Source organism: Streptomyces rubrogriseus (assembly GCF_027947575.1).
In the GTDB taxonomy this organism is placed as follows: Bacteria; Actinomycetota; Actinomycetes; order Streptomycetales; family Streptomycetaceae; genus Streptomyces; species Streptomyces rubrogriseus.
The window spans coordinates 3,357,653-3,371,443 of sequence record NZ_CP116256.1 but is presented as its reverse complement, the minus strand read 5'-3'; the positions used below and the strand labels follow the sequence as shown (position 1 = coordinate 3,371,443).

The 13,791-nt window shown below is 72.3% G+C and carries 11 protein-coding genes; 2 read left to right on the top strand and 9 right to left on the bottom strand.

What is annotated here, in order from left to right:
• Nucleotides 1-6: 6 nt before the first annotated feature.
• The 5 genes from Sru02f_RS15310 to Sru02f_RS15290 all read right to left on the bottom strand — a co-directional run bounded on the left by Sru02f_RS15310 (nucleotide 7) and on the right by Sru02f_RS15290 (nucleotide 7,595).
• Nucleotides 7-3,030, bottom strand: a complete 3,024-nt coding sequence (locus Sru02f_RS15310) for an alpha-mannosidase (RefSeq protein WP_109030579.1) — start codon at nucleotides 3,028-3,030, stop codon at nucleotides 7-9.
• Nucleotides 3,031-3,167: 137 nt separating this feature from the next.
• Nucleotides 3,168-4,415: a glycoside hydrolase 5 family protein gene (locus Sru02f_RS15305; RefSeq protein ID WP_109030578.1), complete on the bottom strand. Its 1,248-nt coding sequence runs from the start codon at nucleotides 4,413-4,415 to the stop codon at nucleotides 3,168-3,170.
• Between the two features lie 31 nt (nucleotides 4,416-4,446).
• Nucleotides 4,447-5,367, bottom strand: coding sequence for a carbohydrate ABC transporter permease (locus Sru02f_RS15300; protein ID WP_109030577.1), 921 nt, complete (start codon nucleotides 5,365-5,367; stop codon nucleotides 4,447-4,449).
• Complete coding sequence (locus tag Sru02f_RS15295) at nucleotides 5,364-6,296, bottom strand: carbohydrate ABC transporter permease (protein WP_109030576.1); 933 nt, start codon at nucleotides 6,294-6,296, stop codon at nucleotides 5,364-5,366. The genes Sru02f_RS15300 and Sru02f_RS15295 overlap by 4 nt, the downstream gene beginning before the upstream one ends.
• 6 nt (nucleotides 6,297-6,302) lie before the next feature.
• A complete protein-coding gene (locus Sru02f_RS15290; RefSeq protein ID WP_109030575.1) occupies nucleotides 6,303-7,595 on the bottom strand; it encodes an ABC transporter substrate-binding protein in 1,293 nt (430 codons plus the stop codon).
• Nucleotides 7,596-7,836: 241 nt separating this feature from the next.
• Here Sru02f_RS15290 and Sru02f_RS15285 point away from each other — a divergent pair, with 241 nt between their 5' ends.
• A complete protein-coding gene (locus Sru02f_RS15285) occupies nucleotides 7,837-8,886 on the top strand; it encodes a LacI family DNA-binding transcriptional regulator (RefSeq protein ID WP_109030574.1) in 1,050 nt (349 codons plus the stop codon).
• 168 nt (nucleotides 8,887-9,054) lie between these two features.
• Here the strand turns inward: Sru02f_RS15285 and Sru02f_RS15280 are convergent, their stop codons facing one another.
• Both Sru02f_RS15280 and Sru02f_RS15275 read right to left on the bottom strand, forming a co-directional pair.
• Nucleotides 9,055-9,537: a GNAT family N-acetyltransferase gene (locus Sru02f_RS15280; protein WP_109030573.1), complete on the bottom strand. Its 483-nt coding sequence runs from the start codon at nucleotides 9,535-9,537 to the stop codon at nucleotides 9,055-9,057.
• Between the two features lie 55 nt (nucleotides 9,538-9,592).
• Nucleotides 9,593-9,769 carry a hypothetical protein gene (locus tag Sru02f_RS15275; RefSeq protein ID WP_087805276.1) on the bottom strand — a complete coding sequence of 59 codons (177 nt, stop codon included), beginning with the start codon at nucleotides 9,767-9,769 and terminating at the stop codon, nucleotides 9,593-9,595.
• 474 nt (nucleotides 9,770-10,243) lie between these two features.
• On the opposite strand from Sru02f_RS15275, the gene Sru02f_RS15270 reads away from it, so the two are divergent.
• Entirely contained in the window at nucleotides 10,244-10,687 is a 444-nt protein-coding gene (locus Sru02f_RS15270) for a hypothetical protein (protein WP_109030572.1), read from the top strand.
• A 76-nt stretch (nucleotides 10,688-10,763) separates the two neighbouring features.
• Here the strand turns inward: Sru02f_RS15270 and Sru02f_RS15265 are convergent, their stop codons facing one another.
• Both Sru02f_RS15265 and Sru02f_RS15260 read right to left on the bottom strand, forming a co-directional pair.
• The gene (locus Sru02f_RS15265) at nucleotides 10,764-12,266 is read right to left on the bottom strand and encodes an SDR family NAD(P)-dependent oxidoreductase (RefSeq protein ID WP_109030571.1); all 1,503 of its coding nucleotides are present in this window, start codon (nucleotides 12,264-12,266) and stop codon (nucleotides 10,764-10,766) included.
• A gap of 103 nt (nucleotides 12,267-12,369) precedes the next feature.
• Complete coding sequence (locus tag Sru02f_RS15260) at nucleotides 12,370-13,710, bottom strand: WS/DGAT/MGAT family O-acyltransferase (RefSeq protein WP_109030570.1); 1,341 nt, start codon at nucleotides 13,708-13,710, stop codon at nucleotides 12,370-12,372.
• Nucleotides 13,711-13,791: the final 81 nt, after the last annotated feature.

Genomic DNA, 13,791 nt, shown 5'->3' with positions numbered 1-13,791 from the left:
AGGGCGCTAGCCGCGCTTCAGCCGCAGGGTCACCAGCTCGAACGGACGCAGGCGTACGGCGATCCGGTCGCCGTCCGGCCGGGGCGCCTCCACGTCCGCGAGGGGGCGCTCCAGCAGGTCGGTGACCTGCACGTCCGCGACCGCGAACCCGGCGGTGAGGGTGGCGCGGGCCCGGCCGCCGTGGGCCTCGTGGAAGCGGACCACGACGTCGCCGCTGCCGTCGTCGGCGAGCTTGACCGCCGTGACGACGACCGCGTCCCGGTCCACCGTGACGAGCGGCGCGACCTCCGCGGCGCCGCCGGTGACGTGCCGCTCGGGCAGGTTGATCCGCCAGCCCTCGCGCACGGCGTCGCCGATGCCCGCGCCGGGCACCAGCGCGTGCCGGAAGCGGTGCACGCCCTGGTCGGTCTCGGGGTCCGGGAAGCGCGGGGCGCGCAGGAGGGAGACCCGGACGGTGGTGGTCGTACCCTGGTCGCCCTCACCGCGGACGGTACGGGTGACGTCGTGGCCGTACGTCGAGTCGTTGACGACGGCGACGCCCCAGCCGGGCTCCTCCAGGTGGACGAAGCGGTGGTTGCAGGCCTCGAACTTGGCCGCCTCCCAGCTGGTGTTGGTGTGGGTGGGCCGGTGGAAGTGCCCGAACTGGGTCTCCGACGCGTACCGTTCGGCGTGCACGTCGAGCGGGAAGGCGAGCTTGAGGAACTTCTCCGTCTCGTGCCAGTCCACCTCGGTGTCCACCTCGAGACGCCGCTCCCCCGGCGCCAGGGTCAGCACCTGGGTGACGCGGGAGGAGCCGAAGGAGCGGACGATCCGCACCGAGGCGCCGTCGTCGCCGGGGGCGACCTCGTCGGCGTCGGTGAGGTCGGTGACCGTGTTGCGGTAGAACTCGTCGACGTCCCAGGCGTCCCACATGTTCGGGAAGTCCGGGTGCAGCTGGAGCAGGTTGCCCGCCCCGCCCGGCGCGATCGTCTCGCGGTCGGCGGCGAGGTCGTACGCCGAAACCACCAGGCCCCGCTCGTCGATCTCGACCCGCAGCAGGCCGTTGTCCAGGACGTGGCCGCCGCCGGGGCGGGGGCCCAGGTCGGTGCGTCCCTCGGTCGCGGGGGACGTGGCGGCGCCCGCCGGGACCCCGGCCCGCGCGTGCGGGGCGGAGTTGAAGACCAGCGGGGTGTCGCCCTCGCCGGCCAGGGCGCGCTGGGCGGCGTCGATGATGCCGTTCAGCTCCTCGGCGACGCGGTCGTAGGTGGCGCGGGCCTCGCGGTGCACCCAGGCGATGGATGAGCCGGGCAGGATGTCGTGGAACTGGTGCAGCAGGACCGTCTTCCAGATCCGGTCCAGGTCGTCGTACGGGTAGGGGAACCCGGCACGCACGGCCGCCGTCGCCGCCCACAGCTCGGCCTCGCGCAGCAGGTGTTCGCTGCGCCGGTTGCCCTGCTTGGTCTTGGCCTGGCTGGTGAGGGTGGCGCGGTGCAGTTCGAGGTACAGCTCGCCGACCCAGACGGGCGGCGCGGGGTTCTCGGCCTCGGCCTTCTCGAAGAAGGCGTGCGGGGTCTCCCACTCGACCGTCGCCGAGCCTTCGAGGTTCCGCAGCCGGGCCGCCTTGGCGACCATCTCGCGGGTGGTGCCGCCGCCCCCGTCGCCCCAGCCGGTGGGGGCCAGGGAGTGCCGGGCGACGCCCTTGTCCTTGAAGTTCTTCGCCGCGTGGGCGATCTCGCTGCCCTTCATCGAGCAGTTGTAGGTGTCGACGGGCGGGAAGTGGGTGAAGATCCGGGTGCCGTCGATGCCCTCCCAGCGGAAGGTGTGGTGCGGGAACTTGTTCGTCTGGGACCAGGAGATCTTCTGGGTCAGCAGGTACTTGGCGCCGGCCGCCTTGATGATCTGCGGGAGGCCCGCCGCGAAGCCGAAGGTGTCCGGCAGCCACGCCTCGTCGTTCTCGACGCCGAACTCGTCGAGGAAGAAGCGCTTGCCGTGCACGAACTGCCGGGCCATCGCCTCCGAGCCGGGCATGTTGGTGTCCGACTCCACCCACATGCCGCCGGTCGGCACGAACCGCCCGTCGGCCACCGCCTTCTTGACCCGCGCCCACACCTCGGGCCGGTGGTCGCGCACCCACGCCCACTGCTGGGCCTGCGACATGGCGAAGACGAAGTCCGGCTCGTCCTCCAGGAGGGCGGTCATGTTGGAGGTGGTGCGGGCCACCTTGCGCACGGTCTCGCGCAGCGGCCACAGCCACGCCGAGTCGATGTGCGCGTGCCCGACCGCGCTGACGCGGTGCGCGGAGGGGACGGCGGGGGCGGCCAGCACCCCGGTGAGGCGGGAACGGGCCTGCTCGGCCGTGCCGCCCACGTCCTGGAGGTCGATGGCGTCCAGCGCCTTGTCGACGGCGCGCAGGATCTCCCAGCGGCGCGGCGACTCGACCGGCAGCTCGGCCATCAGCTCGCCGAGGACCTCCAGGTCGAGCACCAGGTTCCACACGGTCTCGTCGAGGACGGCGAGGTCCATGCGGGTGAGGGTGTACTGCGGTTCGCTGCCCGCGGTGTCCTTGTCGCCGAGCCGGGTCGGCACGAAGGGGTGGTAGTCGAGGATGACCGGGTTGGAGGCCGCCTCGACGTGCAGGCGCACCTCCTCGCCGCCCTCGACGGGGGCGCCGATCCGCACCCACTGGTTGCGCGGGTTGAGGCCCTTCACCGGGGTGCCGTCGGGGCGGTAGACCAGGCCCTCGCACTGGAAGCCGGGCATGTTCTCGTCGAAGCCGAGGTCGAGGATCGCCTCGACGGTCTTCCCGGCCCACTCCTTCGGCACGGTGCCGGTGACGCGGAACCAGCTGGTGCCCCAGGGCGCGCCCCAGCGGGCGCCGACCTCGATGGGCCGCGGTTCGGCCGCGAGTCCCTCCTCGACCGGGACGGGCTCGCCGGGCGCGTTCCAGACCGCCACGTCCAGCGGTACGGACTCGGGGTAGAGGGCGGGGCGGACACGCTCGTCGAGGACGCGCTTGAGGCGGGCTTCGACCAGGCTGCGGTCGTCATGCATGCGGGTGCTCCGGGGTCGGGGGCGGGTGATTGCCTGGGGTTGGGCGGGCGGTGGCGGGGGCCGACGTCAGGTACAGCTCCCCAGCGGGACGCGCTTCGAATCGTGCGGCGCGCTCGTCGTACCGGGCGCGGCGGGGGTCACGGGGCGGTCACCTGGTCGGGGACGACGACCTCGGTGATGCCGCGGGCCGCGAGGTGTCCGGTGTCGGCGGCGCGGGTGTCGAGGACGGTGGTGGGACGGGCGCCGTCGGCGACCAGCCGGAAGAAGGCGTCGAAGACGGCGCCGCCGGGGGCGCAGGCCGACCGCGCGGCGGGGTCGGCGGGAACGGCGAGGGCCGTGGTGCGCGGGGCGGGGGCGGGGCGGGCTCCGTCCCGGGCCGCGCGTGCCGCGCTCGCCAGCACCCGGGCCGTGTCCTTGGGACGCCGGTCGTTGGTGAGGAGCCCGAGCCCGTACTCCAGTTCCGGGAAGTCGGCCAGCGCCCGGGACACGTCGTGCGAGCACCACCAGGTGACGCCCCACAGGTCGGGGCAGTCCAGGGCGTTCTCGACGGTCGCCTCGGTGAAGGCGGCGGCGTGCTCGGCGGGGACCAGGGGTGCGGGGGCGCCGACTTCCTGGAGCCACACCGGGCGGTGCGGGTCGTCGGCCCAGGCCTTGCTCAGCTCGATCAGGTAGGCGGCGTGGTGCTCGCTGGGCACGGAGGTGCGGCCGTGGCGCTGGGCGGTGCCGTTGAAGACCCAGGAGTGCACCGCCGTGACGGCGCCCTGCCGGGCGGCCTGGGCCGGGGTGAAGGGCTGGTCGTCCTGGTACCAGGTGGCGTCGTACTCGGCGTGCAGGTGCATGCGGCCCGGGGCGCCCTCCTCGCAGGCGGCCAGCATCCGCTCCAGCCAGGCGTCGATCTGGACGCTGGTGGCGCGGTCCGGGTCGGGGTGGGGTCCGGCGGAGAACTGGTTGACCTCGTTGCCGAGGGTCATGCCGAGGAAGTTGGCGCGGTCGGCCAGCGCGGCGGCGAGGGTGCGCAGGTAGGCGGCCTGGCCCTCGACGACGTCGGGGTCGGTGAACAGATTGCGCCGGTGCCAGGTGCGGGTCCAGGCCGGCACGTAGTCGAAGCTGCTCAGATGGCCCTGGAGGCCGTCCACGTTGACGTCGAGGCCGCGTTCGCCGGCCGCGTCGACCAGCGCCACCAGGTGCTCGACCGCGCGCTCGCGGATCAGGGTGCGGTTGGGCTGGAAGTACGGCCACAGCGGGAAGACGCGGACGTGGTCCACGTCCAGCGCGGCGATGGAGTCCAGGTCGGCGCGTACGGAGTCGAGGTCGAAGTCGAGCCAGTGGTGGAACCACCCCACGCTCGGGGTGTAGTTGACGCCGAAGCGCACGGCAGAAGGCATGCGGTGTCCTTGAGAGGGGGAAGCGGGTGGTTCAGCCCTTGACGGCGCCCTCGCCCACGCCGCGGAAGAAGTACCGCTGGAGGCAGGCGAAGAGGACGATGAGCGGCGCCACGGCGATGATCGTGCCGGCGGCGACGAGGCGTTCGTCGTTGGCGAAGGTGCCGTGCAGGTAGTTCAGGCCGATGGTCAGGGTGAACTTGGACGGGTCGCTCAGCACGATCAGGGGCCACAGGAAGTCGTCCCAGGCGCCCATGAAAGCGAAGATCGCGACGACGGCCAGGGTGCCCTTCACCGCGGGCAGCGCGATCCGGTAGAACCGCTGCCAGACGTTGGCGCCGTCGACGAAGGCGGCCTCCTCGATCTCGTAGGGGAGGTTGAGGAAGGCGTTGCGCATCAGCAGCACGTTCAGGGCGCTGACGCAGCCCGGGAGCACCACGCCGATCAGGGTGTTGTTGAGGCCCAGCTCCCGCATGGTGGTGAACTGGGCGATGATGATGCCCTCCACCGGCACGAGCATGGCCAGGATGAACACCAGGGTGGCGACGCGCCGGCCGCGGTAGCGCAGGCGGGCCAGGGCGTAGCCGGCGAGGGCGGCGCCGACGCAGTTGGTGACGACGTTGGCCGCGGCGACCTTCAGGGAGTTCAGGGCGTAGTCCCACACCGGGATGGTGTCGGCGACCCGCTCGTAGTTGTGCAGGGTGGGGTCGGAGGGGAGGAACTTCGGCGGGGAGCTGAAGATGTCCTCGGTGGGGCCCTTGAGCGAGGTCGACAGCTGCCACAGGAACGGCCCGATGGTCAGGGCGAGGACGCCGAGCAGCAGAAGGTAGCGCAGGGCCAGTTCCCAGCCGCGTACCCGGCGGCCGTGCTCGTCGGTGATGCGCGGTTCGCGCTTGCGTTCCCGGTCGACGGCCCGGGTCCGTTCGGCGGGCCGGGTCTTCTCGGCGGTGCTCACGCCTCCTCCTTCCGGTCGGCGCGCAGGACGAGCAGCATCAGGACGACGGTGACGGCGAAGACGACGACGGAGATGGCGGAGGCGTAGCCGACCCGGCCGGTGAGGCCGGTGCCGGTGCGCTGGACCAGCATCACGAGGGTGGTGTCCTCGCCGGCCGGTCCGCCGCTGGGGCCCGCCATCAGGTACACCTCGGAGAAGACCTTGAAGGCGGCGACCGAGGAGAGCGCCGCGACCAGGACCATGGTGGAGCGGACCGCGGGCACCGTGACGGTGAGGAAGCGGCGGACCGCGCCCGCGCCGTCCACGGCGGCGGCCTCGTGCAGCTCGCGCGGCACGTTGGCGAGCGCCGCCAGGTAAATGATCATGTAGTAGCCGAGGCCCTTCCAGACCGTGACGCCCATCGCGCTGAGCAGGATCAGCCACTGGTCGCTGAGGAAGCCGACCGGACTGGCACCGAGCGTCTCCAGCAGGGAGTTGACCAGGCCGCGCTCGTCGAGGAGCCAGACCCAGATCAGCCCGACGACGACGATCGAGGCGACGACCGGGGTGTAGAAGGCCGAGCGGAAGAAGGTGATGCCGGGGATGTTCTTCTGCACCAGCAGCGCGAGCAGCAACGGCAGCAGGACCAGCGCGGGGACGACCCCGAGGACGTAGAGGGAGCTGTTGCGCAGGCCGATCCAGAACATGTCGTCGTGGAGCAGCTCGCGGAAGTTGGCGAGGCCCACGAACTCGCCCGGGACCAGCGTGCGGCGGTCGGTGAGGGAGTTGACGAGCGTGGAGACGAACGGGTACAGGATGAACGCGCCGGTGATCAGCAGACCGGGTGCGGCGAACAGCCAGGGACTGGCGGGCAATTGCCGTCGCACGCGCCGGGCGCCGCCGCCCTTGCGGGCGTCCGGTGTGCCGGTGGTGAGGGTGGGACTCGCCATGATGCCTCAGCCCTGCTGCTGGAGGAGCCGGTCGCACGCCTTGACAGCGTTGTCGAGGGCTTCCTTCGGGCTCTGCTTGCCCTGGAGCGCCTTGGCGACCTCGTTGCGCAGCTCGGTCTTCATCTGCTCGCTGAACAGCACGGGCGTGTAGTTGACGGCCGTCTTCAACGACTTGGCGGCGGCGATCCGCACCCGGGTCTCGTCGGTGCCGTCCTCCTTGGTGAAGTACGGGTCGTCCAGCGAACCGGCGGTGCTCGGGAAGATGGCGACCTGCTTGGCGAACGACATCTGGTGGGCCGCGTCGGTGACGTAGTGCGCGAAGGCGACCGCCGCGGGCTTGCGCTGGCTCTGCGCGTTGACCATCAGGCCCATCACGTACATGTTGACGTGGCCGGTGCTGGTGATCTGGTCGGTGATGCCGATGTTCTCGTACAGGTTCGGCGCCTGCTTCTTGAAGTTGGCGAGGTCCAGCGCGCTGCCCGGGTTCATGGCGACGGCTCCGGTGAGGAACTTCTTCCCGGAGGACTCGGGGGTGGCGGTCAGCGCCTGCGGGTCGAGGGCCTTGGCGTCGTACAGCTCCTTGTAGCGGGCGAGGAGCTGGACGCCCTTGGCGTCGTTGAACGCGAAGGCGGTGCCCTCCTTGTTCATGAGCGGGACGCCGTAGCGGCCGAAGTCCTCGATGGTGGGCACGTTGGCGAGGGTGGCGACGTCGCCGTCGGTCTTGTCGGCGATCTTCAGGGCAGCGTCGAAGACCTCGTCGTACGTCTTCGGCGGCTGCTCGGGGTCGAGTCCGGCCTTCTCGAAGAGGGACTTGTTGTAGAAGAGGGGGCCGGTGTTGAGGTACCAGGGGAAGGCGTACGTGCCGTCCATGCCCGGTATCCGGTGGCTGGCCCAGGCGCCGTCCAGGTACTCCTTCTCGTACTGGCCGGCGGCCTTGTCCAGGTCCAGGGCGAGGCCCGCCTTGGCGAGCGGCGCGACCAGGTCCGGGGAGACGTTGACGACGTCGGGCAGGGTGCCGCCGGCGGCGTCGGCGCTGATCTTGTCGGCGTACCCCTCGCCGGGCTGGTCCACCCACTTGACGTGGGTGTCGGGGTACTTCTTCTCGAAGTCGGCGATCAGACCCTCGAAGTAGTCCTTGAAGTTGGCCCGCAGGTTCCAGGTCTGGAAGGTGATGTCGCCCTCGACCTTGCCCGAGGCGTCGGTCGAGGAACCGCCGTCGCCCCCGGAACCGCAGGCGCTGAGCGGCAGGACGAGGGCGGCGATGGCGGCGACGGCGAATGTTCTGCGCGAGGTGGGCACGGTGACACGTCTCCCTGGAGGACGTCGGCGGTGGGATGCCAGCGACCATGCACGGCGATTCCGCGGAAAGTCAATGGATTCACGCCAACTAAAGCAGACTGCATAGCATTAGCCCAGGTCAGAGCGGTGCGGGAAGAGTCTTGCCAGAAACTACTAATGCGCTTTAGGATCTTCACACTCAAGCGCTTTAGCTGAGAAGCTGAGTAGTCTCGCACGGCTCGCACCGAGGAAAGGAACGCGCATGCCCGCCAAGCGGCCCGCCGCGCGCCGGCCGACGATGAAGGACATCGCGCGCCGGGCCGGGGTCTCCGAGAGCGCGGTGTCGTTCGCGCTGAACGACCGGCCGGGGGTCTCCGAGATCACCCGGGACCGGGTGCGCCGGGTGGCCGAGCAGCTCGGCTGGCGTCCCAGTACGGCGGCCCGCGCGCTGTCCGGCGAGGGCGCGGCGACGGTCGGCTTCGTGCTGGCGCGGCCCGCGCACACCCTCGGCGTGGACTCCTTCTTCCTGCAACTGGTCTCGGGCATCCAGGAGGTGCTGGCGAAGCGGCACCTGGGGCTGTTGTTCCAGGTGGCGCAGGACGTCGCGGACGAGTGCGCGGTGTACCGGCGCTGGTGGGCCGAACACCGGGTGGACGGCGTCCTCGTGGTGGACCCGCGCACCGACGATCCACGCCCGGACCTGCTCGACGAACTCGGCCTGCCCGCCGTGGTCATCGGCGGGGCCCCGGACGAGCGTCATCCGGGGCTGTCGACGGTGTGGGCGGACGACGCGGGTGCGATGGCCGCGCTGGTGGACGGGTTGTACGCGCTCGGGCACCGGCGGATCGTGCACATCGCCGGGCTGCCGGACCTCGCGCACACCGAACGCCGTATCCGCGCCCTGCGCGCGGAGGCCGGGCGGCGCGGTCTGGGCGAGGTCGAGTCGGTGACCACCGACTACTCGGACGCCGAGGGCGCGGCCGTCACCCGCCGCGTCCTGGAGGCGCCCACTCCCCCGACCGCCCTGATCTACGACAACGACGTGATGGCCGTCGCCGGGGTCGCCGCCGCGGCCGGACTCGGCTTCTCGGTACCGGCGGACGTGTCCGTGGTGGCCTGGGAGGACTCGGCTCTGTGCCGCATGGTCAAGCCGTGGCTGTCCGCGCTGTCCCGGGACAGCGTGGAGTTCGGCCGCACGGCGGCCACGGAGCTGACCGCCCTCCTCGACGGCGGCCCGGCCCGGACGGTGCGGGTGCCGGTGCCACGACTGATCGAGCGGGACAGCACGGGAGCGGTACGGAAGTCCATCTGACGGCCCGCGCCCGAGGGCGTCCGTCGGACCCCGGTCACGCGACGGCGGGCCCGTACTCTCGCCGCCGGCGGGGCGTCCGGGTGCGGAGGCGGCGCTGCTGGAGCCGGCGGAGCGGATCGGGGCGCTGCGGCCCCGGCGACGGACCGCGCCGCTGGACCGAACCGGGGCCTACAGGGCGCGGTACATGATGTGCAGGCCGACCCGCCCGTCCCGCGGGTGGTCGAAGGCGTCCGGGACCGTGCCGAGGATCGTGAAGCCGAGGGAGGTCCACAGCCGGACGGCCGGGTTGGTCTCGACGACGGCGTTGAAGACCATGCCCCGGTATCCGTCGGCCCTGGCGGCGTCCAGGACGTACTCGGCGAGGGCCCGGCCGGTGCCGCGTCCGGCCCGGTCGGGGTCGACCATGAAGCCGGCGTTGGCGATGCGGGCGGCGGGGCCGCCGTAGTTGGGGGTGAGGTAGGCGGAGGCGACGACGGCACCGGCGTCGTCCTCGGCGACGTAGACGCGTTTGGCGGGGCTCGTCCACAGGGCCCGGGCGTCCTCCTCGGAGGTGTCCGGGTCCCAGGCGTAGGTCTCGCCGGCGGCGACGATGCGGTGCCAGAAGGGCCAGATGAGCGGCCAGTCGTCGGCGGTGGCTTCCCTGATCAGCATGGGCGTGAGTCTGGCACGCCCATGCGTGCGTCGGCCTCGGTGGGTGGCGGGCGGGTCAGTCCACGCTCGGCAGGATGTGCGGCTCGGCGAGGTCCTCCTCGTAGCCCGCGAGACGGATGGGGGCGGAGCGCGCCCACACGTCGAGGCTGCCGATCTCGCCGGGCCGGCGGCCGGCCCGCCCGGTGCGTTCCTCGGTGCGTTGTTCTGGGGTCGTCGTCGTTTCCGGTGTCACCGCGCACTCCTTATGTGTCGGGTCACCCTCGGGGCCTGCCGACGCCGGTCTCCTGTCCGGCACCCGGCGCCCGCTCGGGTGTGGGTCGAATGCAGTTCGGACGCGGTGGCGCCGGTAACTCGTGCGGAAGCAGGCCGTTGTGAACCGGCTTGTCCCATGACGGACCTGGGTGTGGGTAGTGCCCTGTGCTGCCGTCCGTCCGGACCAGGTTAACCAAATGAGCGGGGGTGCGCTCTATGGGGCTCAAAAGATGGGAGAACCATTGCCCTTCGCTCCGCGCGCAGTTGACCCGAGTCTGCCCCGGTTTCCCCACTTCCGCACGGTGCGCAACTCACCCGTTCGGCCTACATCGGCGTCCGCGCCTTCGAATGTCGGCGGCGCCGGGTCGGGCAGTTAAGTTGCCGTTGGCTGCGGCGCAAGCTCGCCATGGTCTGCTGCCCGTCGGCAACGGCTGTCTCGTGGGAGGACCGAGGCATGGAACTGCGCAGTGTCGAGGAGCTGATGGACCTGCTGTACGCCTGCCGGGGCGAACGGCCCGCCGACGGGGCCGGCGGCGGGCCCGGGGATCCGCACGGGCACGCGCTGCGCACGGCCGCGCTGCTGCGTCGGCGCCGCCCGGCGGACAAGGAGCTCCAGGTCGCGGGGCTGGTCTCGCCGGTGGGACGGCTGCTGTGGCCCGGCAGCCCGGCCGCCAGGACGGCCGCCGCGGTAGGGCCGCTGCTCGGCGCCCGCGTCGCCCGCCTGGTGCGCCGCCAGGCCCACCCGGAGGCCTGGGACCACGACGACGACCTGGCCAGCCTGCGTCAGGCCGAGGAGGAGGCGCGCACCGCCGTCTTCGACGCCGGGGTCCTGGAGGACTGGCGCACGGTGCTGGAGCTGACGGCGGCACGGAACTCGCGGCTGGGCGCGGTCGACTGAGGCACCGTCCGGTGCGGACCGGCCGGCCCCGGCCGCCCGGAGCGCGAGGAGTACCCGGAGTGCCCGGAGTGCCCGGTCACCACTTGCCGGGCGCGTAGTCCTTGAGGAAGACGCCGTACAGGTCCTCGCCCGCCTCGCCGCGCACGATGGGGTCGTAGACGCGGGCGGCGCCGTCGATCAGGTCGAGCGGGGCGTGGAAGCCCTCGTCGGCCAGGCGCAGCTTGTCGTAGTGAGGACGCTCGTCGGTGATCCAGCCGGTGTCGACGGAGGTCATCAGGATCCGGTCGGTGTCGAACATCTCCTGGGCGCTGGTCCGGGTCACCATGTTCATGGCGGCCTTGGCCGCGTTGGTGTTCGGGTGACCGGCGCCCTTGTAGCCGCGGGCGAACACGCCCTCCATCGCCGAGACGTTGACGACGTAGGCCCGCCCGGCGGGCGCCTTGCGCGCGGCGTCGGCCATGGCCGCGCGCAGCGCGCTGATGAGGATGAACGGCGACGTGTAGTTGCACAGCTGGGTCTCCAGCAGTTCCACCGGGGAGATCTGCTCGATGGTCTGGACCCAGGTGTTGGAGTCGACGACGTCGGGCACCAGCCCGCCCGCGTCGATGGCGGTGCCCTCGCGGTGCCGGACCACGCTGGCGTTGCCGGCGACCAGGGCGAGGTCGGCCACCTGCTGCGCGTCGAGCCCCGAGGCGCCCAGCGGCAGCGCGGCCAGGCCGTCCACCGCACCGGAGTTGAAGGCCCCGATGACCTGGTGCGCGGGCAGTTCACCGGCGGGCAGCGGGGCGCTCTCGCCCTCGACCAGCGCGGCGTACGCGGAGGGCAGGCGGCGCACGGTCTGGGTGGCGTTGTTGATCAGGATGTCGAGCGGGCCCTCCGCGGTGACCTGCTCGGCGAGGGCCACGGCCTGGGCGGGGTCGCGCAGGTCGATGCCGACGACCTCCAGGCGGTGCAGCCAGTCCGCGGAGTCGTCCATCGCCTTGAAGCGGCGGATGGCGTCCTTGGGGAAACGGGTGGTGATCGTGGTGTGCGCGCCGTCGCGCAGCAGCCTGAGCGCGATGTACATGCCGATCTTGGCGCGGCCGCCGGTGAGCAGCGCGCGCTTGCCGGTGAGGTCGGCGCGGGCGTCGCGGCGGGCCCGGTTCTCGGCGGCGCAGTCCTGGCAGAGCTGGTGGTAGAAGTAGTCGACCTCGGTGTAGCGCTGCTTGCAGATGTAGCAGGAGCGGGGCCGCTGGAGTATTCCGGCGATCGTGCCCTGCTCGGTGCGCGAGGAGGGCAGCAGTCCCTCGGTCTCGTCGTCGATGCGCTCGGCGGACCCGGTGGCGGTGGCCTCGGTGACCGCCTTGTCGTGGGCGGTCTTGGCGGCGCGGCGCTCCTGGCGGCGGCGCTGCTTGACCGTGCGGTAGATGTGCGAGGTGGCCCGGCGGACCGCGATCGCGTCGGGGTGGTCGACGTCCAGCTCGTCGAGTTCCTTCAGTACGTCGAGGCAGAGCGCCAGCCGTTCGGGGTCGATGCCGGGGCCGTACGCGGACGCCGCCACCTCGTCCGTGGTCGCCGCACCGTCCTGTGTCACCGTCATCGCCGCTGCCGTTCCCTGGTCACCGTCGCGGCGCTCCGGGAGGCGACCGCTGTCGAACAGCGGATTTTATTCAGCGCACGGCCTGGATCCAAACCCGCCGGGGTCAGGAACGGCACGCCGTGAGCAACGTCTCCACCTCCTCGGCCACCGCCACGGCGAGCCGGTCGAGGTCCGGCACCGCCTTCGCGTCGGCCAGCAGGCCGTAGTGGACCCGTCCGCGGTACGTCGAGACGGCCACCGCCAGGGAGTGGCCGCGGGCCAGCGGGGCCAGTGGATAGACCTCGGTGAGCGGGTGGCCGCCCAGCCGCAGTCCGAGGCTGGGCAGGGGGACGCTGGTGACCAGGAGGTCGAACCAGAGCCGGGCGGCCCCGGAGACCAGTGGTCCGCCGAGCCGGTGGCCGAGCGCCGGGACGTGGTCGGCGAGCAGGGCGACGGCTCCGGCGCCGCGTCCGGGCCCGGCGTCCTTGTTGCGGTCCATGGCGGCGCGGACCGTGCCGAGGCGGGCGAGCGGGTCGGGGTCGCCGACCGGAAGCCTCATCAGGTACCCGGAGAGCCGGTTGCCCTGTGGGTGGGCGCTGCGCGGGCGGCGCTTGGAGACGGGGATCAGGGCGCGGGGCGCGACGCCCTCGCTGCCGTCGCCGCGTTCGTCCAGCCAGCGGCGCAGGGCGCCCGCGACGACCGCGATCAGTACGTCGTTGACGGTGCCGCCGGTGGTCTTGCGGACGTGGTGCACGTCGTCGAGGTCGACGGACACCCCCGCGGTCCGGCGGGTCCCGGAGGACGCGGCGGTGAGCGCGGGCGAGGAACGCACGTCGAGGGTGGACAGTGCCGCGGCGGCGCCGATGTCCAGGGCGCGCCCGGCGTCGGACAGGGCGCCGCGCAGCCGGTCGGGCAGGGCGCGCACGTCCGGCAGGAGTCCGCGCGGCGGCTGCTCGGGGCGGGGCCGGGGCGCCGGCAGGTCCATCGGGTCCAGGACGCCCGCGGCCAGGGTCAGGGCGCGCAGACCGTCGGCCAGGGCGTGGTGGAACTTGAACAGCACGGCGAAGGACCCGCCGTCCGCGCCCGGCAGTACGTGCGCCTCCCACGGGGGCCGTCCGCGCTCCAGGGGGCGCTCCATGAGGCGTCCGGCCCGGGCGTGGAAGTCGGTGGCCGGGGCGTGCAGCCGCACGTGGTCGAGCGGGTCGAAGCGGGGGTCGGGCTCGCGCATCGCGCCGCCGAACGCGAACGGCCGGCGCAGGGCCAGCGGCGGCTGCCAGGTGTCCCGGATCCTCATCCGCAGTCCGGGGACCGCGGGGGCACGGGCCGCGAGCAGGTCCGCCGCGAGCGCGCCCGCGGTGGGCGAGTCGGCCTCGAAGACGCCGAGCGCGCCCAGGTGCATGGGGTGCTCGGCGGACTCGATGTTCCAGAACGCCAGGTCGAGGGGAGCGAGCGGATCGGGAGTCAAGGGCTTGCCTCGCAAGGACGACGCATGGGCGATGGATGGACAACGGGTGGACAAGCAGTCAATCGCTCTCCGACGATTACG

Bases quoted from the DNA above. Each gene is read 5' to 3' on its own strand.
- Sru02f_RS15310 (WP_109030579.1), bottom strand. From the start codon at position 3,030: ATGCATGACGACCGCAGCCTGGTCGAAGCCCGCCTCAAGCGCGTCCTC.
- Sru02f_RS15305 (WP_109030578.1), bottom strand. From the start codon at position 4,415: ATGCCTTCTGCCGTGCGCTTCGGCGTCAACTACACCCCGAGCGTGGGG.
- Sru02f_RS15295 (WP_109030576.1), bottom strand. From the start codon at position 6,296: ATGGCGAGTCCCACCCTCACCACCGGCACACCGGACGCCCGCAAGGGC.
- Sru02f_RS15285 (WP_109030574.1), top strand. From the start codon at position 7,837: ATGCCCGCCAAGCGGCCCGCCGCGCGCCGGCCGACGATGAAGGACATC.
- Sru02f_RS15280 (WP_109030573.1), bottom strand. From the start codon at position 9,537: ATGCTGATCAGGGAAGCCACCGCCGACGACTGGCCGCTCATCTGGCCC.
- Sru02f_RS15270 (WP_109030572.1), top strand. From the start codon at position 10,244: ATGGAACTGCGCAGTGTCGAGGAGCTGATGGACCTGCTGTACGCCTGC.
- Sru02f_RS15265 (WP_109030571.1), bottom strand. From the start codon at position 12,266: ATGACGGTGACACAGGACGGTGCGGCGACCACGGACGAGGTGGCGGCG.